Origin of the sequence: Candidatus Ornithobacterium hominis, from assembly GCF_951229915.1 — a bacterium.
GTDB classification, from domain to species: domain Bacteria; phylum Bacteroidota; class Bacteroidia; order Flavobacteriales; family Weeksellaceae; genus Ornithobacterium; species Ornithobacterium hominis.
Genome location: NZ_OX579588.1, coordinates 688441 through 712176, shown reverse-complemented (window position 1 = coordinate 712176; position 23736 = coordinate 688441). Strand labels below are relative to the sequence as shown.

Here is a 23736-nt window from a genome sequence, read left to right as displayed (position 1 = left end):
AAATCGTATATTTAATTGACTACCAAATAATTAAATAGATGAATAATCTTATTCAAAACTACAAAATTATTTTAAAAGAAACCTATTTATTAACTTTGTGAAGATTTTATAAAATAATAAACATGGCAAAAGCAGAAATCATCATAAAGAGTATAGACGAACTGAAACTGATGCGTGAAAGTGCTTTGTTAGTCTCTAAAACTCTAGGCGAAATCGCAAAAATCATTGGCCCAGGCGTCACCACACAGCAGATTAATGATTTAGGAGACGCCTTCATCAGAGACCACGGTGCTTATCCCGCTTTTCTTGGTATGTATGATTTCCCAAAATCGCTGTGCATCTCGCCAAACGAGCAAGTGGTACACGGTATCCCCAACGATAAACCATTGCAAGAAGGCGATATCGTATCGGTGGATTGCGGTGTCTACATGAATGGATTTTATGGCGATCATGCTTATTCGTTTAAAATCGGAGAAGTCTCGCCAGAGGTTGAGAAACTCTTGAAAGTAACGAAAGAAAGTTTATACGCTGGGATCCGCCAGTTCAAGAAAGGAAATCGCTTGGGCGATATATGCCATGCCATTCAAATTTATAACGAAAAAGAAGGCTATGGTGTAGTGAGAGAACTCTGCGGCCATGGCTTGGGGAGAGATATGCACGAAGAACCACAAGTGCCGAATTATGGCAGAAGAGGCACAGGGAAAGTATTGAAAGATGGAATGGTTTTAGCAATTGAACCCATGATTAATATGGGTACAAAACGAGTGAAATTTCATAAAGATGGCTGGACGGTAACAAGTAAAGACAATTCCTATTCAGCTCATTTTGAGCATGATGTAACCATGATTGATGGCAAACCAAGATTGCTTTCTACGTTTCAATACATTTATGATGCTTTGGGCATTGAAAGTGATGAAGAAAAGGAGTTTTTGTTTGATGACGCTTTTGTAGATTGAGTTTTAAATGATTGAAATTCAGTAGAATTATTTATTTTTAAATGATGACAATAGAAATTAATCTTAATTACAAACAACTTTTGACGTTGGTGAAGCAATTGCCTCAAGTAGAATTGGCTAAATTTAAAGAAGAAATTTCTCAGGTTGAAGTGAGTGAAAATACATCAAATACTGAATCTAATCAAAAATCACTTTGAACCATCGATGATTTATCATTAATTCACTTATAATGAATGAATTGCTTAAATTTATTTTAAATTTCGTGCCCCGCCCGTGGTTGATTCGTTTGAGCTTTTGGGTGAAACCTTTACTTATTTTTTATTATCGTGGCAATCAGTTTGTAGACCCGATTGATGGAAAAAAATTCAGGAAATTCCTGCCATACGGCTATGGAAAATCAAGAGCGAATGCACTTTCTCCATCCACACTTTCACTGGAAAGGCATCGGCTAATGTGGCTTTACCTCAAAAGAGAAACTGATTTTTTTTCTAAGCCTTTAAAAATTTTACACATGGCTCCAGAGCAAAGTTTTTACAAAAAATTTAAAGCCTTAAAAAATTTAGATTACACCACTGCCGATCTTCATAGTCCGCTAGCAGACGTGAAGGCCAATTTGCTCCACCTTCCTTTTGATGATGAAACCTTTGATGTGATTTTCTGCAACCACGTGCTGGAACACATCGAAGATGATACTCGGGCTATGCAAGAATTATATCGGGTGATGAAAAAAGGCGGCTGGGGCATCTTGCAAGTGCCAATGAAAAGTGATTTAGAAAAAACTTACGAGGATTTTACCATTCAATCTCCCGAAGAAAGAAAAAAACATTTTGGGCAATATGACCATGTGAGATGGTATGGAATGGATTATTTTCAACGGCTGGAAGATGTGGGATTTGATGTAACGAAAGACTTTGGTTCTCATCAATTTACGGAAGAAGAGCAGAAGAAATATGCTCTGATGAAAGGTGAAGTGCTACCCATTGTGAGAAAATCGGTATAGTTTAACAATGGGTTTGATAAAAGTTATAGAAGCCGTGCATCTTTATACTTTTATAGACTTAACCACTTCATTTCAGGAAGCTTTTATAACTTCTTATAGTCATTTAAAAGCTTGATCCCCAAACCTAAAGGAATTAGATCTTTTAAGATAAAGAAGTCTGTAACAGGTACGCCATCCACACTTCTCCACACTCCTGGGGTGGTGAAGATAAAACTGATGGTAATAGTAAATGTTAAGATGAGTAAAGCTCCTGCGTATTTTAAAAGTAATTTAAAATTTAATCCTAAAATAAGTAAAATTGCCGTTACGATTTCTACAATACCGATGAAGTTAGAAACGCCTTGTACCCCTAAGATGCTGTACATCCAAGATAATAATGGTTGATTTTGCATCAGAGGTTTTATTGCTTCAGCTTCGGTGGGTGTAAACTTGAAAACTCCTATCCATAATAAAATTAATGCAGTTCCCAAAATCATTACAATCATGCCGATATCTTGCTGTTTTTTATCCGCTGTTTTCATAATTATAAATATTATAGATTAAATTTAACTCTATTTGACCAATTTAAAAAGTCTTATAACTTTTTTTGATTTCAGGTAAAGACTTAGTCGCTTGGCTAATTTTTAATTTTATTGATTTTTATTGAAAATCTCAATATTGCAAATATAAATCAATTTACTTCAAAAACTAGTTAATCTGATGAATTTTCTGTAAAAAACTGAAAAGGAATGGATTAACGAAATAATATGTTGAAGAAATTATTTTTCATCTAATTTTCCATGATTTTTTTTAAGGCTTTAGAAATTTTGCAGTAGATGGTGTAACTTGTAAATAAACCTTACATTTGTGCTATAAATATTTTTATGAATTATATAGAACAAACAGAAGAAATCCGTTTAAATGACGGGCGTTCCATCACCTTAGAGACGGGTAAATTGGCTAAACAGGCCGATGGATCTGTGGTGGTGAAGATGGGTGGTACCATGTTACTTGCTACTGTGGTGGGTGCAAAAGAAGCTAGAGAGGGTGTTGACTTTATGCCTTTGACTGTGGAATATAGAGAGAAATTTACAGCTGCGGGTAAAATCCCAGGGGGGTTCATCAAAAGAGAAGGGCGCCCAAGCGATGATGAAATCTTGACAATGCGCTTGGTAGACCGTGTTTTGCGTCCGCTTTTCCCTGATGATTACCATGCAGAGGTTCAGGTGATTATCAATGTTTTATCTTACGATGCTAGTGTTTTGCCTGATTCTTTGGCTGGGCTCGCGGCTTCTACTGCATTGGCTTTGACTGATATTCCTTTTAAGAATCCGATTTCTGAAGTTCGCGTGGTGCGTGTAAATGGGGCGCTATCCATCAACCCCGATTTAGAAACTCTGAAAAAAGCAGATTTAGACATCATGGTGGGAGCTTCTAAGGATTCTGTGGTGATGGTAGAAGGTGAAATGGCTGAGGTCTCTGAGCAGGAAATGCTTGAGGCTATTAAGTTTGCCCACGAAGCCATCAAAGACCAAATCGAAGCACAGGAACGCTTGGCTGAAAAAGTAGGGAAATCTTTCCCTAAACGCACTTACTGCCATGAAGTGAATGATGAAAAGCTTGAAAGAGAAATCAAAGAACAGCTTTACCAAGAGCTTTATGATATTGCAAAAGAACCGAGTGAAAAGCATGAAAGATCAGAAAAATTTGATAAGGCTTTAAAAAATTGGAAAGAAAAATATAGTGAAGAGGAGCTGACCGAAATCGAACCGTTGATTGATAAATACTTTGGTAAAGTTAAAAAGAATGCCGTTCGCCAAATGTTGCTCAACGAAGGGGTGCGCTTGGATGGGAGGTCTCCGCAAGAGATTCGCCCAATTTGGTGCGAGGTTGATTATTTACCAGCTACGCATGGTTCTTCTGTCTTTACGCGCGGGGAAACTCAATCTCTGAGCGTGGTGACTTTAGGCTCATCGCTGGACGTTGACCGCATTGATAGCATCATCGAAGAGTATGATAAAAAATTCTATTTGCATTACAATTTCCCTCCGTTCTCTACGGGCGAAGCTAGACCAATCCGTGGAACTTCAAGACGAGAAATCGGGCACGGGAATTTGGCTGAGCGTGCATTGAAGCGAATGATTCCTGCGGATAATCCGTACACCATTCGTTTGGTTTCTGATATTTTAGAATCTAATGGCTCATCTTCTATGGCTACCGTTTGTGCTGGGACTTTGGCGCTGATGGATGCAGGTATCAAAATTCAAAAGCCTGTCTCTGGAATTGCCATGGGGTTGATTACTGACCAAGAAAGTGGAAAATGGACTGTCTTGTCTGACATCTTGGGTGATGAAGACCACTTGGGCGATATGGACTTTAAGGTAACAGGAACAAAAGATGGCATCACGGCTTGCCAGATGGATATTAAAATATCTGGTCTATCTTACGAAATTCTAGAAAAAGCACTGATGCAAGCGAAAGATGGCCGCCTTCATATTATGGATAAAATGCTGGAAACCATTGCTGAACCAAATCCTCAATTAAAACCAAACGCTCCTAAATTAGTGACTTTGATGATAAAAAGTGACTTTATTGGCGCCGTGATTGGCCCAGGCGGAAAAATCATTCAAGAAATTCAAGCTAATACAAATACTGAAATTTCTATCGATGAGAAAGACAATATGGGAATCGTAGAAATCAGCGGGAAAGACCAAGCTGGCATAGATGAAGCCATTCGGCGAGTTAAAGAAATTACCTTTGAACCTGAAATTGGTGAAACTTACACAGGCAAAGTGATTTCCATCAAACCTTTTGGCGCTTTTGTGGAGCTGAAAAGAGGTACCGAGGGGCTCGTTCATATCTCTGAGCTGGAGTGGCATCGTGTGAATAATGTGGAAGATGTGGTGAACATTGGTGACATTATTGAAGTAAAATACCTCGAAAACGACAAGAAAACTGGGAAAATGAGATTAAGCCGAAAGGTTCTGCTCCCAAAACCAGAGAAGAAAAATGAAGAATAATTTTTCTAAAGCTTAAAAAAAAAAAGGGACTGGATTTTCAATCCCTTTTTTTATACTATTTTTTTAAAGGCTTAAAAAATTTTTGAAAAAAGCTTATATTTGATTCATCAGTTTAGAATAAAAATGGAAGTAAAAACAATGGCTCAAATGTTTTCTGAAGGCAAAGAACCTGAAGTCTTATTTTGGGTAGGATGCGCTGGAAGCTTTGATGATAGGGCTAAAAAAATCACGCGGGCATTTGTAAAAATACTGAATCATATTAATGTGAATTTCGCCGTGCTCGGGACCGAGGAAAGCTGCACGGGAGACCCCGCTAAAAGAGCGGGAAATGAATTCGCATTTCAAATGGCTGCAGCTACAAACATTCAGGTTTTAAACGCTTACAACATAAAAAATATTGTAACAACCTGCCCACATTGCTTTAATACCTTGAAGAATGAATACCCAGACTTAGGGGGGAATTATAAGGTGCAACATCATTCAGAATTTTTGCAAGAATTGATTGATAACGGTCGCTTGAAGATTGAAGGAAAAGCTTTCCGCGGTAAGCGAATAACTTTCCACGACCCTTGCTACTTGGGGAGGGGAAACAGCGTTTACGAAGCGCCCAGATACTTAATCAAAAAACTGGACGCCGAATTAGTAGAAATGAGAAGATGCAAAGCTCAGGCACTGTGCTGTGGCGCTGGTGGAGCACAAATGTTCAAAGAAGCGGAGTCGGGGAATAAAGAAATCAATATTGAAAGAACCGAAGAGGCTCTGAGAACTCAACCTGAAATCATCGCAACAGGATGCCCGTTTTGTAATACGATGATGACAGACGGCATTAAACATTTTAATCGTAACTTAGCAGTTAAAGATTTTGCAGAATTGATAGCAGAAGCAGAAGAATTATAGAAAAATGGAAAAGATTTTTAGCCACTTTTTATCCTTTGATGAAAACAGTAAAGTTTGGATTTTCATGGCAGAAAATCCCTTGCAAGAAGAAGTTTTAGAGCTCGCTCGTAAAGCCTTAAATTCATTCATCTCGCAGTGGCAAGCCCACGGAAGTGATCTACATGCTGGGTTTGAACTGCTAGAGAGTCGCTTTATTGTAATTTGCGTAGACGAAAGCAAGGCTGGCGCTTCTGGCTGTTCAATTGATTCACTAATGAGATTTATGCAAGGTTTAGAGAGAGAAATAGAAAATCCCTTAACCAACCGAATGCTGGTCGCATGGAAAGCTACCGAAAACTCAGAAATAAAAGTAGAAAAACTGCATCAATTTAAGATGATGCTTAAAAATGGAGAAATCAATTCAGATGCTTTGGTGTATGATAATAGCATTTCAGATTTATACCAATTCCGCCACCAATGGAAGCGAAAGTTGAAAGATAGTTGGGCGAGTAAATTCCTATGATTTTTTTTTAAGGCTTTAAAAATTTTCATTTGTTTTAAGGAATTATTTCTTCTAAACTTTTTAAAAAACACTATAAAATGAAAAAACATAAGCACGATTTACTTTCATGCTTATGTTTTTTTAAGATTAAAGTTTTATTGCTTTTATCTTAATTTTGATAAAGTTAAGGCTCGCAATACCTTCTCTTAATCCTTGAGGCAACGCACGCTGAGCCCGTGAGCTAGGCTGCTGCTATTGTCGCCCGTATCACTGCCGTCACGGTGGAAGTAGAAGTTGTCAGCCTTGTCACTGGCGCGAGAAGAGCTACTCCAGTAGTACCCGCCAGACTCCGCGTAGTACAGTGAACCATCGTTACCGTAATGGTAGCCAGCAGCTGCAAGGTTTGGCAACTTATCCTGTATCCACATTTGATCAGTAGAAACAGCAGAAGTGCTACCCGTTGTTACAGCCTGATAAAATTCATACCACTCCGGCGCAGTCGGAACATGGTAACCTAACGGGCAAGGGTTATTATCTCCTCCTGCTTGCCACAAGTTAAAGTCTGATGAAGGATTACTTACCCAATGACCATCGCTAGAAGTAATAAACTTCCCTGCTGAATTGCCTGTGTATGTCCAACTTTGGACTTTGTCTAGGGTATTTGGTTGATTCCTAATCCTAAACTCATGCCCATCACTCGCTCTCTGCCATTGGTATAATGAACCGTAGAGATTTTTGTCACCGTGGATAGTTTCTCCTGTTTTATTAACGGTAGGGTTAAAATCAGAACTATGGATGTTGGCGTATTCTGCACCAAGGTTGAGGTTGAGCCATGTTTTATTATAATTAGTACCAGTTACAGTTGTAGCGCAATACACAAAATCATGCTTGCCGTCGACACCAAATAATTTATCAAAAATTATGTTTTCTGGTGCACATTGCTTGATTTTATTGATGATATCATCTGCTCTGGCTGGCTGCTTATCTCGGATGTGCTTTCTTTTACCATCATTTTCTAATTCCGATTTAATCCTTGAAATCTCTCTTGAAAGGCTTGTGCGCTTCACCTTTTGGTCTTTTTCATCCCAAACTAAAAACCATTGGATAGATTTTTCCTCAACATCTTGTATGCGCAAGTCTCCTTCTATGCGCAGGTCTCCTTTTTGGTTGTCTTTTTTTCTGATGTCTAATGTCGCCTCTGGAGCATCTGTGTTAATGCCTACTTGGGCGGTGACCGCTACCGCTGATAATACGGCTAAAGAAAATAATAATTTCTTCATTTGTTTTAATTTTTTGGTTAATATTTTATTGATTTATTCTTTGTCTTAATTAAATTTTTGCTGTTTTTTTGCAACTTTTTTTTGCTTCTTCATTTAGAAAGAGCCCCAACCCGTGAGGCTCTTCTTTTTGAAGAAATTACTACTTTCACACAGGTGAAAATAGAAAAACCGCACAAGATTTTCTTGCACGGATTTGCGGTTCGCTCCCGCGGGGAAGCAAAAAATTATTATAAGTTATTGATAATGAGTTGTTTAGCTCATTACTTGTGTGTGTGTGTGTGTTTATACTTTATTTTGAAACTCACAAATTTCATTTATTAAAATTTCGTTATTTTTTTGTTAAAATTTTCCGTTGAGATTTTTCTCTTTTCTCAACCTGCCCGCAAATGTATTTCACGTTTTTGAATTACGCAAATTTATTTTTTTTGGGGGCTGGGGATTTTTTTTTAAAGGCTTTAGAAATTTTTCCAGTTTCTATTTAATGCGTTCAGCTTGCTATTTAAAACGTCACTTCTTAGATTTTTAGACTTTTAGATTTTCATAAAATATAAAATGAAATTCTTAAGTCCTTTAGTTATTAGGTTCTTTGATGCCATGCTTTAGCTTTATTAAAAATTGAAAAGCCTCTAGCGGTGTAGATTTTTCTATTGCAAATTCATCTAAAAGGGTGCAGATTTTATCTTTATAACTCCCATCTATGCTGGGTCTTTTTTCCTCTAGCATGAGCCCCTCTTTTATTTGTATCAGTGGCTCTTCCCATACTTTGTAGTGATATTTTTTCTTCCAGCGGCATGCCACTAGGCGTATGTATTCTGCGGTGTCTTCCTCTATCTTTGCTTTAAATTCCTCTTTCACCCAATCTACATACTTCCCTACCGAGCGCTCGGGGAAGCCTATAGCATGAATATATTTTTGCACGTTTTTATAAAATCGGGTATGGATTTTCATCATCTTCACGTTTTCTACAAAAAACATGGCATGCTCATTATAGCACTTCCTGAAATTCCCTTCTTTGAATAATATTAAGCTATTGTACTTATCTTGATCTATCAGGTTTAGTTTCTCTTGCGTATTCATAGAAAAGAAATAGGTTTTTTATGGGAATTCTGATGCTTTAGCATTGTTTTACTATCGCTTTCATTTGTTTTTCAACATCATTTAATTCAAAGAAAACATAAGAAATTTGCTTGAGTGATACCAAACTATATGTTTGTGCTAATTTAAAATAAATTCTTGACCTAAATGCTCTCTTTTGAGCTTTTTTAAAATATTTTAATTTTTTTTCTTTTTCTTTTTCCACCAGCGCCAATTCTATATTTACCCACAGCTGGATATTATTTTTTCGCATTCTAGCGCCCAGTGTATAGTGGTATTTTTTGGGGAAGGCATCTACCAAATCATTCACGTATACGTGGAATCTAAAGGCACTTCTATAAATGGGTAAATGAGTAACACTCACGGGTGTAATTATTTTTAATTTTATAAGCAGATTTCAAACTCGCTTTCATTTGCTGGGTTGCTTCATCATAAGCTAGATCCATGTATTTCTTCAAATTTTGAGGCAATCTATCCACCCAAAGTTTTGTCCACTGGTAGGTATTGGCTTTGGCTAATACACCGAAATACGAATTTAATTTATTTTCTACCAACTGCAATTCTTTTAGTTCCTTTTGTCTTGGTAATGCAAAATAAGCTTCTAATTCTTTTTGGAAGATAAAAATATGCTTCTTGAGCCTGCGGCTGATGTAGCAACAGCCTGGCTTGATGTATTGCCCCAAAAAATAAAATCCCTTGCTGTAGTGTTGCAAAACGATCTTGCCTGGGTGGAGCTGCAGTCCAATCTCGCCCAGCCATTGATTCACCATAGGAATCACCGCACGCAGGGTTTCTCTATCTTGGTGCATCAGCAGCATATCATCTACATACCTGCCATAGTGAGAGATGTGTTGCTTGATGCGGTGGTCTATATCATTCAAAAAAACATTTGAAAACAGCTGGCTTGTGAGTGAGCCAATGGGCAATCCGCAATCAGACGCCGTGTGAAACAAACTTTTGCTCCGTGGTATTGTATCCCAATAGTGTAAGGGTGATTTGCGAATGGCATTTTTTGTCGAGTCGTGCAAGGTATTGACTTTCAGCAAATATTCTAAACTTTTTTGCTCTGTTTTCGTTATATCCAGTGCGGTGTAATCTATCATTTGCTGCAATTTTGCATAGAGTAATTTCCTGTTGATATTCATAAAATAGCCACTAATATCTAACTTTAGCACATAGGCATCTTGTGTATAATTACGGCTTACTTTCCGCATAAAACTTTTAGCCCGTTCGATGCCGAACATCGTCCCTTTGCCAACTCGGCAGCTATAGCTGTCATAAATAAACTTTCTGTCTAAGTAATCATACAAATAATTATAAATCAAGTGATGAACAACCCTGTCTCTAAACTGCGGTGCAAAAATCTCACGGTGCACAGGCTTGCGCGTCACAAAAACGTTGGCGGGCAATGGCTCATATTGTTGCGTAGCAATTAGCTGACAAAGCTCATATAATTTAGCATCATATTCATACTCAAAGCGCAGCTGTTCTGGCTTGGTTCTTTTGTGCTTTCTTGCACTGTAATAGGCTTCGTGCAATTTTTTATAAAGTAATCTGATAAGCTTTCTTTGTTTAGTTTTAGCAAGAGCATAAAGCTCTAAAATATTAAATTTAAAATTCCTTTTTGGAATTCCCTTTGTCTTCTTAGTATATCTTAGTATATTCTAATATATTCTAAGTCTTAATTTCTTCTGAGTATTTTTTTTATACTCCTTTTGATGCATTGAGAAATACAAATTATTCTTGAAATATTGAAAGATAGAAATACCATTGCATTTCATTAAAATTAACTTATGGTTTTACCCAAAAAGTGAGATTATTCCTTGAGGCAACGCACGCTGAACCCGTTAGCTCGGTTGTTGTTGTTCATATTGCTGTTGCTCCTGTTGAAGTTCATGTTGTGAGCGTTGTTACTGTCGTTAGCAGAGCTACTCCAGTAGTTCCCGTTAGAACGACTGTCGTTCAGTGAACCATTGTTATAGTTATGGTAGCCAGCAGCTGCAAGGCGCAGCCAAGCAGCGACTGGCGAACACCGCCACGCAAAAAAAGCCTAATTTCACTACTCAGCCACGTATGTTCTGGTAGCGTGTGCATTCCCTGCACACCTATACCACCCCCTAGGGGGATGGTTTAGGCTTGGATTAATACTCTATTTTTTGGAAGATTATTCTCCACATTACCCTAGGGCTGCACAACACTCCGCCACCTTACTCAGCTATCAGGCTGCCGCACTAGCTCATGCTGTTTCAAGCTTCTGTTTTACATACCCAGATGTAGCATCATACAGTTCTCAAAGAGTAAAAAACATAATTTTAAAATCCCTCAATATTTCAAAGAACAATTGGTCTAGTGATTTTTCTGCCAAGCGCCTTTTGCGGCGGAGCCGTTAAAGGCGGGAATACGCTTGACATTTCCCTCACCTCCCGCTTGCCAGCCGACTTGCCTGCGGCGGGTCGGCTAGCGATACCCTCTCTTAATCCTTGAGGCAACGCACGCTGTTACCGAAAGCTCGGTCGCTGTTGTTGAACATACTGCTGTAGCTCCCGCTGAAGTACATGCGGTGAGCGTAGTAACTGTCGCTAGCAGAGCTACTCCAGTAGTACCCGCTAGAACGCTTGCTGCCCAGCGAACCACCGCGAGAGCGATGGTAGCCAGCAGCTGCAAGGTTTGGTAACTTATTTTGACTCCACACATTACTTCCTACAGCATTGAGAAATTGCTGCCACTCCTGCACAGTCGGAACATGGTAACCAGATGGGCAAGGGTTATTAACTCCTCCTGCTCTCCACAACAATAAATCTGAACCTAATGCATTTTCACCATTCGCTACCCAGTTAGCGCTTCCAGTAATAAACAAATTGCCTGCGTTTGTCCAACTTGTGGCTTTTTGTGAGGTAGTTCCTTGACCCTTAAACTCATGCCCATCACTCGCTCTCTGCCATTGGTATAATGAACCGTAGAGCTTCTCATCTTTGTGGATAGCTTCGCCTGTTTTATTAACGGTCGGGTTAAAATGAGATCCATTGACTTTGGCATATTCTGCTCCAAGGTTGAGGTTGAGCCATGTTTTATTATAACCATTTGCTCCTGTAACGGTAACGGGCAAGTAAACAAACTGGTGACGTAATTGTCCGTTGGTTCTTTTGCCAAACATCCTGTCTGGGATACCGCCTATCCCTTTGATGATAACTTTTGATGTACTCCCGTTTATATCAATATCATAAGTTGCAATGTCATAATCTTTCCCTGGCGCCATCTGCTTAACTTGGTAACTCCCATCTACGCTTAGCGTCGCAGTCAACTCGCCCTGCACTGCAAAGTTCCCCGGTGGGATACTAAGCGTGATTTGCTTGGTTGCATCTCCATCTTGCCCTGGGGCGGCAGTTTTTTTAATGCTTACAGCATCATAACTTCCTTTTCCATTGGTGTAAGGAATTTTGATGCGAACTTGGTTGTCCCCATTGTCTATTTGACCTTGTATGGTCGTGCTACCATGGACAAACGACACGATATACTGCTCTTTGTTTTGCAGGTTTGCGTTTCCTTTGCCTACCGTCAATTGCTGCTCTGCACTTAATCTTAATCTGTTAAATCTAGCCGTAAGCTCACCTGCCTGCGGCGTCCCGCTAAGCGTATACGTCAAAGTTTTGCCTTCTCCTCCATCTAGGCTAACGCCTTTGTTGGCATCGCCATTTACTGTTATATTTCCCTCTCCATTTTCTACCGTAACGGCATCAGATAAGTCAAGATTTTTAATTTCAGAGAATCCATTGTTGGTAATTTTGAAGCTTACGCTGGCGTCTGATAATGCCACGCCTCCTATAAATTGCCCGCTGAAACTTGCTGGCGATACTGCTACGCTTTGTGATGATTTGTTCCCTACATTGGGGATGCATTCCCATTGGTGGGCACCGCTTTCCACCCCAAGGTACATCTCAAGGCACTTCTTATCGGTATTATATATCATCATTCCTTCTCTCACATCTTCAAATTTTGAGCGCTGCGCTGTGCTAACATTCGGGAAGTGAACGCCCTGAGGAGTTTTAGCGTTTACCCGTCCTGCACCCTCAGGAGCTTCCGGATCTATATAAGCTACATCTAAGCTGCTCCTTGGCTTGTCTGTATTAACGCCCACCTGAGCCATAGCTAAAGCCCCTGGCAATACAACGAAAGAAAGTAATAATTTCTTCATTTGTTTTATTTTTTTTTGTTAATATTTTATCGATTTATTCTTTTTCTTCATTAAATTTTTGCTGTTTTTTTTTGCTGTTTTTTTGCTTCTTCATTTAGAAAGAGCCCCAACCCGTGAGGCCCTTCTTTTTGAAGAAATTACTACTTTCACACAGGTGAAAATAGAAAAACCGCACAAGATTTTCTTGCACGGCTTTGCGGTTCGCTCCCGAAGGGAAGCAAAAATTTATTATAAGTTGCTGATAATGAGTTGTTTAGCTCATTATTTGTGTGTGTGTGTGTGTGTGTGTTTACACTTTATTTTGAAACTCACAAATTTCATTTGTTAAAATTTCGTTATTTTTTTGTTAAAATTTCCGTTGAGGTTTTTCTCTTCTCAACCTGTCCGCAAATGTATTTCACGTTTTTGAATTATGCAATTTTTTTTTTTTTGAGGCAGAGGATTTTTTTTAAAGGCTTTAGAAATTTTTATTTATTTTATCTCAATCAACGCTAGTAGACCAACAATCACTTTTGCACTAATTGCTAAAAAATCACTTCAGTAATTCCAAAAATTCCAATTCGGTTAAAATTTGAACGCTGCCTAGATCTTGTGCTTTTTTTAATTTTGAGCCAGCTTTCTCGCCCACGATTAAAAAATTTAAATTTTTAGTCACAGAAGATGCTATTTTACCTCCGTTTTCTTCTACCAATTGCTTGGCTTCATCTCGCGTAAATTCAGCCAATTTCCCAGTGAATAGAAATGTTTGATTTTCAAATTTATTAGACGTTAATTTTTTTTCTGCTGCTTCAAATTGCAATCCTTGATTCATCAAATCTTCCAGCATTTCCATGTGCTCTTTTTGGCTAAAATAGTCTACTACGCTTTTAGAAATTCGCGTACCGACGGTATCGACTTCTTCTAGCTCTTCTGGCTTTGCATTTTGTAGTAATTTTAAATTTGGGAAGGCTTCGACTAATTTTTTTGCAACGGTTTCTCCCACAAAACGGATGCCTAGGCCGTAGAGAACTTTCTCAAACGGAATTTTTTTTGATTTCTCAATGGCATTAATGATGTTTTCTGCTGATTTTTGTGCCATTCGCTCCAGCGGAAGCAAATCTTCTACCTGCAAATGGTATAAATCTGAAATTTTCTGCACTAATCCTACTTCATAGAGTTGTGCAATTGTCTCGCTACCAATGGATTCCATATCCATCGCTTTTCGGCTAACGAAGTGTTCTATTTTCCCTTTAATTTGTGGTGGGCAGCCGTCTTCATTGGGGCAATAATGTACGGCTTCTCCTTCTGCACGCACCAATGGCGTTGCACAGGCAGGGCATGTTTTTGTAAACTCCACCGCTTGAGCATTGGCTGGGCGGTCTTCTAAACTTACACCTACAATTTTGGGTATAATTTCACCTCCTTTCTCTACATAAACCATGTCCCCCAAGCAAATTTTTAGATTTTTGATAATATCAGCATTATGTAGCGATGCACGCTTTACGGTAGTCCCAGCCAACAAAACGGGTTCTAAATTTGCCACGGGAGTCACCGCCCCTGTTCTGCCCACTTGGTAAGAGACTTTGTTCAGTCGTGTTTTGGCTTGTTCTGCTTTGAATTTATAGGCGATTGCCCAGCGTGGTGATTTGGCGGTATACCCCAATTCGTTTTGTTGAAAAAATTGGTTAACTTTTATCACCACACCATCTATTTCATAATTTAAATCATGCCTTTGCTTGTCCCAAAATGCAATAAAGTTAAAGATTTGCTGTTCAGATAAGCAAAGTTTTGCTGAATTTGGAATTTTGAAGCCCCATTTTCTAGCTGTTTGCAGCATTGTCCATTGATTATCAAAAGGAAGATTTTTGCCATAAATTCCATAGATAAATGCTGATAATTCCCTTTTAGCCACTTCGGCAGAATCTTGTAGTTTCAAAGACCCACTTACCGTATTTCTCGGGTTCATAAATGTTTCTAATCCTAATTCTTCTCGTTCTTGATTGATTTTATGAAAAGCTTCATGCGTCAAAATAATTTCACCACGGGCAAAAATTTCATTGGCTTCTGCATCTTTTAATTTTAGAGGAATACTTTTGATGGTCTTCACATTGGCGGTAATTTCATCACCTTGGTAGCCGTCGCCTCTTGTTACCGCTTGTGCCAAAGTGGCATTTTCGTAAGTTAAGCTAATGGACGCTCCATCGAATTTTAATTCGCATACAAATTCAACGGCTTCGCCCAAATCTTTTTTTACTCGCTCGATCCATTCTTGCAATTCTGCAATTTCATAAACATTGTTCAGCGAGTACATCTGATATTGATGAACAACGGTCGGGAAGTTTTTAGTGATTGCCCCGCCAACCCGTTGTGTCGGTGAATGAGGGTCTGCAAATTTCGGGTACTCATTTTCTAATTCTTGCAGAGCTTTTAATTTCATATCAAATTCAAAATCAGAAATTTCAGGCTGATCTAGCACATAATATTTATAATTGTGCTCGTCTAATTCTTGAGATAATGCTTTGATTTTTTGCTCTATGCTCATAAAATGATTAATAAAAAACAAAGATAAGCAAAACAAGAAAAAGGTTTCGATCGGCTAAACTGAATCACTTGGTTAGATTTTTTTGATGATTTTTTTGAATCAATTCTAAATCAATTGGTTTCGGGAATAATTGGTTTGAAAATAAAATTTCTCATTTTCTGAAATTGTGCGTAATTCTTCCAAAATTAATTTGTAAATTGCCTCAAAGTCGACTGTAATAGTATTGCGCTCATAATCAATATCATCTGTTTTATTTTAGTATTTTGAGCAACTTTTTTATAATGCACTACGGGTTTACAGCTTATCTTTGTAGAAATGGTTGAAAAATTTAAATCAGGTTTTGTAAATATCATTGGAAATCCTAATGTGGGGAAATCAACGTTGATGAACAAGTTGGTGGGCGAGCGCTTGTCTATCATTACATCAAAAGTGCAGACCACACGCCACCGCATTTTGGGTATTGTAACTACGCCAGAGATGCAGGTTGTTCTCTCAGACACGCCAGGAATTTTGAACCCCGCCTACGAACTGCAAAATCGAATGATGAGTTTTGTAGAAGAAGCATTTAAGGACGCTGATGTGATTTTGTATGTAGTTGAACCAAACCAAAAGAAATTAGAAAATGAACTGCTGAATGAGAAACTTCACCGCCTGAAAATCCCTATCATTATTCTTGTGAATAAAATAGATTTGAGCAATCAAGCAGAAGTGGAAGAAACGGTAGACTACTGGCACATGCAGCTGCCCGAAGCTGATGTTTTGCCTATTTCTGCACTTAATCATTTCAATATTGATTTTCTGCTAGAGAAGATTAAAGATTTACTGCCCGAAGGACCTATGTACTACCCTGAGGATCAGCTGACTGATAAAAGTGAGCGATTCATCGTGAATGAAATCATCAGAGAAAAAATTTTAGAAAATTACGAGCAAGAAATTCCTTATGCGGTGGAGGTCGTGACCGAAAGATTTATAGAAGAAGAGGATGTGCTAAGGATTTATGCCGATATTTATGTGGAAAGAGATTCTCAAAAAGGAATTTTAATCGGCCACCAAGGGAACTCTTTATCTAAAATTGGGCGAGAAGCAAGGCTGGAAATCCAAGATTTCTTTCAGAAAAAAATATTTTTAAAGCTTTTTGTAAAAGTGAAGAAAAATTGGCGGAAAAATAATCGTGATTTAGAACATTTTGGGTATTAAAGCTTGTTTGAATTTTTATAGTTAAAAAATTTTTTAAGGCTTAAAAAATTTTTTTTGCTTTCGTTTTCAACGCACTGATTATGTGGTAAATAAAAGGTGAATAGCGTCTTTTTTTAATGATTATTTGATAATTATTTAATAATTATTTTTGAATTACTTCAAGCCTTTTTAGAATCCTTTGATAAAGTGCTGGGACGGCGTTGCCATTGATTTTTTTTAACTTTATTCTAAATTTAGCACAGTTTTTTCTTACGAAAAGCTGAAAAATGAAATTAAGCTTTTTTATATTTGCTTTACTATGATTCAAATTGACGATACCATTATCAGTACAGATGTTCTAAAAAAGGAATTCGTTTGTCATGTAGAGAAATGCAAGGGCATTTGCTGTGTAGAGGGCGATAGCGGTGCTCCGCTGGATGAAGATGAACTGAAGATTTTAGATGAAATTTATGAAGAAGTAAAACCTTATCTTCGCCCAGAGGGAATTGAAGCTATTGAGGAACAGGGGAAATACGTTAAAGACTTTGAGGGCGACTGGACTACTCCGCTGGTTAAAGGTAAAGAATGTGCTTATGTGGTCTTCAATAAAGATGGAATTACCCAATGTGGTATAGAAAAAGCTTATGAAGACAATAAAATTGATTTCAAAAAACCTGTAAGTTGCCATTTGTACCCTATTCGGGTGCAGAGGTACAAAACTTTTACCGCTGTGAACTACGACCAATGGTCTATCTGCAAAGATGCTTGTAGTTTGGGCGAAAAATTAGGTGTTACCGTTGCTGAATTTACCAAAGAAGCTTTGCTGAGAAAATTTGGCGAAGATTGGTACAAGCAGCTGATGATAGCTCAAGATGAACTTTATAAAAATAAATCAAAGTGATAGGAAACGCTGCCTCTGCCCGAAAATCGACCGAAAGTATCGAGCGTATTTATATCACCATGCGGCATCTGTTTTATCGAGGTTCGTTCAAAGTTACTGGGACTTCTGGTATGGCTTTGCGTGAACTTTTGCTGAAACTTAACCCAGAAATTTATGGTTCTATTGCTGAACCCAACCGAGTAGAATTGGAAGGCTTGCTCTATGTGCTAGACCGCCTCCCACAAGGGATAGAGGAATGCAGTTATATTAATTTAACTTCGGATGAAGGTTACCAAAATTCTTCTTTTCAGCCCATTGTTCCGCTCAAGAGAAGACGGAACTGCTATCGTATTGATGAGGAGCAAATGAATATTGAAGTAACTCGCGGGCGAAGTGAGATTTATGATATTTTGACACATTTAACTTTTTTCTATAACGAAGCAGATAAAATTAGGAATAACGCATTCGGTTCAAACCCAAAGAAAATGAACCGAACTTGGCAAAAGTTAGAAGAATTCGTCTATAGCGAAGAAGAGATACCTGAAGCTGATATAGAGGTGGTTTTAACCTATTTAGCACAAATTTTAGGGCGAACTTTTGAAGAAACGAAGTGGGCTTACGAGGCATTTAGTTACCATGAAAACAAGCATCGTCTCTTGCACGTTGTTTACTGGATGGGTAAATTGAGTTATCAAGATTTTAATGGGCTACTAAGCCGTGAGATTCTGTTTACTTCTACATTGATTTCCACCATTGGGCATCATATCACGGGAGAAAAATGGGCTAATCATATTAAAAAAACATTGGTGGAACACCAGTTGCAAAACCGCCCGTTGCATATTATCAGTTCCAATATGCACAGCGTGATGAATATGCTTTACGCTCACCAAAGTTTGAAAGGAGAATATCTGCCCAATTTAGAATTTCAGACGTACGAAGAGCTTTCAGTTCCGAGAAACAAAGATTTGAGAGATCATGTGATGAATTTTGCTCAGCAAAATGGCTTACTTTATATCAAAGATAAATCGGGAGCAAATATTAATGTTCAAATCATTGATTTAGAAAAATATCACTGTAAAAAAGGCCCTTTCCAGAATGTGAATTCTAATGATGTGCTACTGGTGATGGATTATGCTTTTGGTGAGCAGGCATTTGAAGTCATGGATGAATTATTAAAGCCTTATAAAAATTTAGAGAATGGTTTTACAATGCAAGTTAAAAGCATCTCAATTATGGGGAAAGCTGGTATTTTAGAAGGGCGCAAGGGAGATATCATGATTCCAACCTCTCATATTTTTGAAGGAACAGCAGATAATTACCCTTTCAAAAATGAGCTTCAGTTGCAAGATTTTCAGTATGAAGATTTGAAATCCTTTAGCGGAATGATGGTAACGGTATTAGGTACTTCTTTGCAAAACAAAGATTTATTGCATTTCTTTAGAGACACCAGCTGGGAGGGAATAGGTCTTGAAATGGAAGGTGCGCATTACCAGAAGGCAATTCAGATTGCTAGTAAAATCCGAGCTCATATTGCAGAAGATGTGAAGGTGCGCTACGCCTACTACGCTTCAGATAATCCGCTGGAAACTGGAGGCACGTTAGCTTCTGGAGGCTTGGGACTTACAGGAGTAAAACCAACATACCTTATTACATCTAAAATTTTAGAGCAAATATTGAAGAAGTAAAAGCAAGTTTTAAGAATCTAAGGTTAGCTACTTTTGATGCAAGTCAAAAATTTAAAGGCTTATTTTTTTTTCTTTTCATAAAAACAAGCAATTCTTTACTAAAGTAAAGACTGAAGACGGTAATTTCTTTTTCTTTTAGTAAAATTGAGGCATCAGTGGCTGGTGTTTTTTTGATAAATGTTTACTAAATAAATAGACGAAACAAATAAAAAACATTCATAATGACATCTGACATAGTATCCAATCTCAAAATAATTGAAAATAGAATCAATCAAGCTTGTATTCAATCCAATAGAAACCCCGATGAAGTGAAATTGCTTCTAGCAACTAAAACGGTTTCTGCTGAAAAAATCCAGCAAGCGATTGCCGCTGGCTATCTGCTAATCGCTGAAAATAAAGTGCAGGAATTGAAAAATAAATATGAAAAGTTAAAAGATACGCCACATATTAATCATTTTATTGGGCATTTGCAGACAAATAAAGTCAAAGAAATTTTAAAGTATGATGTAACTTGTGTGGAGTCTATCGACCGTCTAAAATTGGCAGAAAAACTTCAAAAAAGATTAGAATTTGAAGATAAAACAATAGACGTTTTCATTCAAGTAAATACCTCTGGAGAGAAAAGTAAATTTGGTGTCTATCCAGATAAAGCTATCGAATTCACACAGCAAGTAGCCCATTTAGACAGGCTGAAAATCAAAGGATTAATGACGATTGGTTTATTTAGCGCCGAAGCAGAAAGAGTAAGGAAATGTTTTCAGCTTCTGAAGAATATTCAAACCAAAATACAATCTTTATCTATCCCCAACGTAGAAATGAATGAACTTTCTATGGGCATGAGCAATGATTTGGAAATAGCAATAGAAGAAGGAGCCACTATTGTGCGTGTAGGAACAGCAATTTTTGGCGAAAGAAAATATCCTGATAGTTACTACTGGAATGAAGGCTAATCTCTAATTATTTAATTTAAATATTAATAAATAAAATACAAAGAGCTCTTTTATTCATTTGATTTGTCTATCTTTGTACAGAAATTTAATGAAAATGCTAGAAAATATAACTCAAGGACATCCTGTACACACGTATTTATTAGAGACTCAGTTGATTCACGAACTGGTGAAAGAACTAGAAAATGTAGATGTGACAAATGATTACCAAAAGTATTATAATATATTCAATCATCTTTCTACCGTAGAGAAAAGATTTGCTAGAAAGGAAAATCAACTTTTCCCGTTTTTAGAAAAAAGAGGATGGACTAATCCATCACAAAATATGTGGTCTTTTCATGACACAATTCGTGATATATTCCGCCTTGTGAGGAAAAATTTGGAGGAACAAGATGTAGCCGCCGTTAATAGAAATACAGAATTTTTGATAGATAATCTCCTAAGGTTATTAGAAGTCGAGCAGAGAGTGCTCTTCCCAAGGGCAATGGAAATATTGACAGAAGAAGATTGGGTAAATATGCGCCAAGGTGAGGAAGAAATAGGCTGGATGTTACACAAAGAACCAGCAAAATACCCAGCAGAAGAAGCTAAAGAAGATATAAAAGAAGAGCCAGCTTATGTGCACCCGTCTCAAGATACGCAACGCCGAACAGACGTTAAGTTTGCAGAAGACGCTCACCATTTTGATGAAGGCTATATGACGGTAGAGCAAGTGAATTTATTGATGAGAACTTTGCCATTAGATATTACCTATGTAGATGAAAATGACAAAGTTATATTCTACAATCGTGGTGATATTCGTGTTTTCCCAAGAAGTGCAGGAATCATCGGCCGAGAGGTTAAATTCTGTCATCCACCCAAGAGTGTAGATACAGTTTTGAAAATAGTTGAAGCATTCAGAAGTGGCGAAAGAGATGAAGCAAATTTTTGGTTCGATTATAGAGGAAAATTCATATACGTTCGCTATTTTGCGGTAAGAGATAAAGATAAAAACTACCGTGGTGTCATAGAAATGTCTCAAGAAATCAATCACATCCAAGAAATTTCGGGAGAAAGACGCCTTTTAGAATGGGATTAATAGAATTTTTTTAAGGCTTAAAAAATTTTCAAGCTTTTGTGAGTTCTAGAACGGTGATTTCTGGCCAAATGCCCACTCTCCCTGGGAATGCCAAGTAGCCAAATCCACGATTGACGTAGAGCTGACGTCCGTTTTTCTCATACCATCCTGCCCAGTTATGATAGCGATATTTGACTGGACTCCAGCGGATAAGCCCAGGAATTTCTATGCCAAATTGCATTCCGTGTGTGTGACCAGATAGAGTTAAGTGCAGCATTTTTTCAAACTGAATAACGTTGTCGTGGCCAGGCAAATCATGGTCAAAATGTGAAGGGTCGTGCGATAAGAGGATATTAATATCATCTTCTTGCACGGCTTGAGTTGCTTTTTTCAAATCACCTTTTTTGGGGAAATAATCGGCGTTGCCCCAGTTTTCTACGCCAATGATATTGAGTTTTTTTCCATTTTTTTCGATGCTTTTCATTTCGTTGTTCAGAGGTAAAAAGCCCATCTCTCGCTGGAAATTTTGTAAGCCTTGAATGCTTTCCTTTTTCTCTGCTTCGGTAAGCTTGCCATAATCTCCGTAGTCGTGATTTCCCAAAACTGAGAACATGCCTTCTTTGGCATTAAGTTTCTTCAGAATGGGCAAAATCGGCTCAACTTCTTTGTAATAGTTGTTGACCATATCTCCCGTGAAGACTAAGACATCGGGATTGGTTTCTGTAATTAAATCAATCCCATACTCTACTTTTTTTAAATTATCAAAGCTCCCAGCATGAAAATCTGATATTTGAGTAATTTTAAAGCCTTCAAATTCTGAGGGTAAATTCTTAATCTTGATTTTCTTACGGATTATATGATAATTGTATTTCCCAATGAATATACCATGCAGAACGCCTAAAAATGGAATGCTCGCAATACCGATTGCCAACCAAGAGACGGCTTTTCTTCTTCCTGAGATATTTTTTTCGACGGAATTTGATTGAAGTTGTTGCGTGAGATAAAGTCCAATTCTGAATAAATCTTCGAGAACCAATGCTATGGCTAGAAATATTTTTGGCACAATCACCAAGCTTAGCAAAATAATGGTTTTCTTAAAATTAGATGATGAGAATCCGCTTGATGTCGAAATTTGGAAGTAAATCAAAGTTCCATAGAGTAATAAATGAAATGCGATATAAATGGCTAAACCCCGCGAGCTCTGGTGAAGAGTCCTAAAAGCTTGATAGCTATAAAATTCAATAGCTAAAATCAGAATCCAAAAATAGATTTTCATATTCATCCCGTGAGATAAATGCATGAGAAATCGAAAAAACACCATATCCGTCAGCGTAAGAAGGACGATGAGCGGGATGATGAAAGTCCTGATAAAAATCATTCTGCTGGGAAGTGATAAAGTAAAGCATTGATATTCATTCCTGCACCAACGCTTGCTAAAATAATTTTATCATCAGGGTAAAACTGGTGATTCCCCAATTGATTTTTTCTTACCAAATCAAACATCGTAGGCACAGTAGCTACGGAGCTATTACCAAAATCTTGAACCGTCATTGGCGCAATATCTTTTGGAGCGTCTGAGATGCCGTTTAGTTTATAAAAACGCTTCACCATAGCGTGATCCATTTTAGCATTGGCTTGGTGCAAAAGAATTTTTTTGATTTCTTTTACATCAACCCCAGCTTGTTCTATCAAACGGTGCATCGCTGCTGGAACTTTTTTCAGTGCATACTCATAGACTTTTCTTCCCTTCATGCTTACACTCTTGGAGGCGCCTTTGTACTCGGTATTGAGAGAGGGGCCGTTGGTCAAATAATCCAATTCTTCCAAGTTGTCTGATATTGTCAAATAATGAAGAACACCACATTCTTGGTCGCTTTTTTTGTTTTCTAAAATGACGGCACCAGCACCATCAGCAAAAATCATAGCGGTGCGGTCATATGGGTCAACAGCACGAGAAATCATATCAGATCCTATAACTAAAATCTTCTCTGCTAAGCCAGCTTTGATGAATTGCGTGGCTAAAATCAGTGCTTCGTTGAATCCTGGGCAACCAAAAGTCATATCATAAGGTCTGCACGCATTATTTTTGATGCCTAATTTGTTTTTTACTCTTGCCGACATACTGGGCATGACATCCGCTAGGCCTTGCCCGTGAGAAATATTGCCATAGTTTGATGCTACAATGACGTAGTCAAGCGTTTCTTTATCTACACCAGCGTCCTGCAGTGCTCTGCCACCTGCAATGGCAGCCATATCTGAGTTTTGAAGCTCTGGTTCTGCATATCTTCTCGATTTAATTTCGGTAATTTCTTCAAATTTTTGAATTGTCTCTTGATTAGATTTTTGAATTTTCTCACCTTTTTCATCAAAAAATGTATGATTTAAAAAATAATCGTTTTCAATAATGTTTTCGGGCAAAAAATGTCCTGAGCCAGTAATTACAGCATTCCGCATTTTATCAATTTTTGAGAATACAAAGTTAAAAAAAAGAATGGCAATAAACACCCCACTTTTTCACATTGAATTTTCTCTTCCATAATCTACCGTGAATTATAGTGTATTACCTGATT

21 protein-coding genes are annotated in these 23736 nt (G+C 37.8%); 11 read left to right on the top strand and 10 right to left on the bottom strand.

All coding sequences use genetic code 11. From position 1 onward, the window contains the following. Nucleotides 1-122 precede the first annotated feature (122 nt). From map to QOX03_RS03160, 3 genes are read left to right on the top strand one after another with little or no spacing between them, the layout of a single operon-like run. Nucleotides 123-956 carry a type I methionyl aminopeptidase gene (gene map / locus QOX03_RS03170; RefSeq protein ID WP_283671474.1) on the top strand — a complete coding sequence of 278 codons (834 nt, stop codon included), beginning with the start codon at nucleotides 123-125 and terminating at the stop codon, nucleotides 954-956. A 41-nt stretch (nucleotides 957-997) separates the two neighbouring features. Continuing rightward, nucleotides 998-1153 (top strand): hypothetical protein, encoded by a 156-nt coding sequence (locus QOX03_RS03165; RefSeq protein ID WP_283671473.1) that lies wholly within the window; start codon nucleotides 998-1000, stop codon nucleotides 1151-1153. A gap of 32 nt (nucleotides 1154-1185) precedes the next feature. After that, nucleotides 1186-1956, top strand: a complete 771-nt coding sequence (locus QOX03_RS03160) for a class I SAM-dependent methyltransferase (protein ID WP_283671472.1) — start codon at nucleotides 1186-1188, stop codon at nucleotides 1954-1956. 83 nt (nucleotides 1957-2039) lie between these two features. Here QOX03_RS03160 and QOX03_RS03155 read toward each other — a convergent pair whose 3' ends face one another. Then, complete coding sequence (locus QOX03_RS03155; protein ID WP_283671471.1) at nucleotides 2040-2477, bottom strand: DUF417 family protein; 438 nt, start codon at nucleotides 2475-2477, stop codon at nucleotides 2040-2042. A 342-nt stretch (nucleotides 2478-2819) separates the two neighbouring features. On the opposite strand from QOX03_RS03155, the gene QOX03_RS03150 reads away from it, so the two are divergent. From QOX03_RS03150 to QOX03_RS03140, 3 genes are all read left to right on the top strand, one after another. After that, a complete protein-coding gene (locus tag QOX03_RS03150; RefSeq protein ID WP_283671470.1) occupies nucleotides 2820-4955 on the top strand; it encodes a polyribonucleotide nucleotidyltransferase in 2136 nt (711 codons plus the stop codon). 123 nt (nucleotides 4956-5078) lie between these two features. Further along, nucleotides 5079-5852: a (Fe-S)-binding protein gene (locus tag QOX03_RS03145; RefSeq protein WP_283671469.1), complete on the top strand. Its 774-nt coding sequence runs from the start codon at nucleotides 5079-5081 to the stop codon at nucleotides 5850-5852. A gap of 4 nt (nucleotides 5853-5856) precedes the next feature. After that, the gene (locus tag QOX03_RS03140) at nucleotides 5857-6354 is read left to right on the top strand and encodes a hypothetical protein (protein ID WP_283671468.1); all 498 of its coding nucleotides are present in this window, start codon (nucleotides 5857-5859) and stop codon (nucleotides 6352-6354) included. Nucleotides 6355-6539: 185 nt separating this feature from the next. Here QOX03_RS03140 and QOX03_RS03135 read toward each other — a convergent pair whose 3' ends face one another. The 7 genes from QOX03_RS03135 to ligA all read right to left on the bottom strand — a co-directional run bounded on the left by QOX03_RS03135 (nucleotide 6540) and on the right by ligA (nucleotide 15421). Beyond that, nucleotides 6540-7613 (bottom strand): FISUMP domain-containing protein, encoded by a 1074-nt coding sequence (locus tag QOX03_RS03135; protein ID WP_283671467.1) that lies wholly within the window; start codon nucleotides 7611-7613, stop codon nucleotides 6540-6542. A gap of 570 nt (nucleotides 7614-8183) precedes the next feature. After that, nucleotides 8184-8690, bottom strand: coding sequence for a MutS N-terminal domain-containing protein (locus QOX03_RS03130; protein WP_119057516.1), 507 nt, complete (start codon nucleotides 8688-8690; stop codon nucleotides 8184-8186). Between the two features lie 37 nt (nucleotides 8691-8727). Next, nucleotides 8728-9072, bottom strand: coding sequence for a four helix bundle protein (locus tag QOX03_RS03125; RefSeq protein WP_283671466.1), 345 nt, complete (start codon nucleotides 9070-9072; stop codon nucleotides 8728-8730). Next, nucleotides 9044-10246 carry a reverse transcriptase domain-containing protein gene (locus tag QOX03_RS03120; RefSeq protein WP_283671465.1) on the bottom strand — a complete coding sequence of 401 codons (1203 nt, stop codon included), beginning with the start codon at nucleotides 10244-10246 and terminating at the stop codon, nucleotides 9044-9046. Before QOX03_RS03120 ends, QOX03_RS03125 begins: the two co-directional genes overlap by 29 nt. A gap of 278 nt (nucleotides 10247-10524) precedes the next feature. Continuing rightward, a complete protein-coding gene (locus QOX03_RS09555; RefSeq protein WP_491893174.1) occupies nucleotides 10525-10674 on the bottom strand; it encodes a hypothetical protein in 150 nt (49 codons plus the stop codon). Nucleotides 10675-11181: 507 nt separating this feature from the next. Further along, nucleotides 11182-12900 carry an FISUMP domain-containing protein gene (locus tag QOX03_RS03110; RefSeq protein WP_283671463.1) on the bottom strand — a complete coding sequence of 573 codons (1719 nt, stop codon included), beginning with the start codon at nucleotides 12898-12900 and terminating at the stop codon, nucleotides 11182-11184. Between the two features lie 532 nt (nucleotides 12901-13432). Next, a complete protein-coding gene (gene ligA / locus QOX03_RS03105; RefSeq protein WP_283671462.1) occupies nucleotides 13433-15421 on the bottom strand; it encodes an NAD-dependent DNA ligase LigA in 1989 nt (662 codons plus the stop codon). Between the two features lie 315 nt (nucleotides 15422-15736). On the opposite strand from ligA, the gene era reads away from it, so the two are divergent. The 5 genes from era to QOX03_RS03080 all read left to right on the top strand — a co-directional run bounded on the left by era (nucleotide 15737) and on the right by QOX03_RS03080 (nucleotide 21187). After that, nucleotides 15737-16618 carry a GTPase Era gene (gene era, locus QOX03_RS03100; protein ID WP_283671461.1) on the top strand — a complete coding sequence of 294 codons (882 nt, stop codon included), beginning with the start codon at nucleotides 15737-15739 and terminating at the stop codon, nucleotides 16616-16618. A gap of 298 nt (nucleotides 16619-16916) precedes the next feature. Next, nucleotides 16917-17498 (top strand): DUF3109 family protein, encoded by a 582-nt coding sequence (locus QOX03_RS03095; protein ID WP_283671460.1) that lies wholly within the window; start codon nucleotides 16917-16919, stop codon nucleotides 17496-17498. Nucleotides 17499-17557: 59 nt separating this feature from the next. After that, nucleotides 17558-19162 (top strand): DUF6909 family protein, encoded by a 1605-nt coding sequence (locus QOX03_RS03090; protein WP_283671735.1) that lies wholly within the window; start codon nucleotides 17558-17560, stop codon nucleotides 19160-19162. 221 nt (nucleotides 19163-19383) lie between these two features. Next, nucleotides 19384-20112: a YggS family pyridoxal phosphate-dependent enzyme gene (locus QOX03_RS03085; RefSeq protein WP_283671459.1), complete on the top strand. Its 729-nt coding sequence runs from the start codon at nucleotides 19384-19386 to the stop codon at nucleotides 20110-20112. A gap of 94 nt (nucleotides 20113-20206) precedes the next feature. Beyond that, a complete protein-coding gene (locus QOX03_RS03080; RefSeq protein WP_283671458.1) occupies nucleotides 20207-21187 on the top strand; it encodes a DUF438 domain-containing protein in 981 nt (326 codons plus the stop codon). Between the two features lie 28 nt (nucleotides 21188-21215). On the opposite strand, the gene QOX03_RS03075 is transcribed toward QOX03_RS03080, so the two are convergent. Both QOX03_RS03075 and QOX03_RS03070 read right to left on the bottom strand, forming a co-directional pair. Continuing rightward, on the bottom strand, nucleotides 21216-22544 hold the full coding sequence (locus tag QOX03_RS03075; protein WP_245952918.1) for a metallophosphoesterase: 1329 nt from the start codon (nucleotides 22542-22544) through the stop codon (nucleotides 21216-21218). Then, complete coding sequence (locus tag QOX03_RS03070) at nucleotides 22541-23620, bottom strand: 3-oxoacyl-ACP synthase III family protein (protein ID WP_119057507.1); 1080 nt, start codon at nucleotides 23618-23620, stop codon at nucleotides 22541-22543. Before QOX03_RS03070 ends, QOX03_RS03075 begins: the two co-directional genes overlap by 4 nt. Nucleotides 23621-23736: the final 116 nt, after the last annotated feature.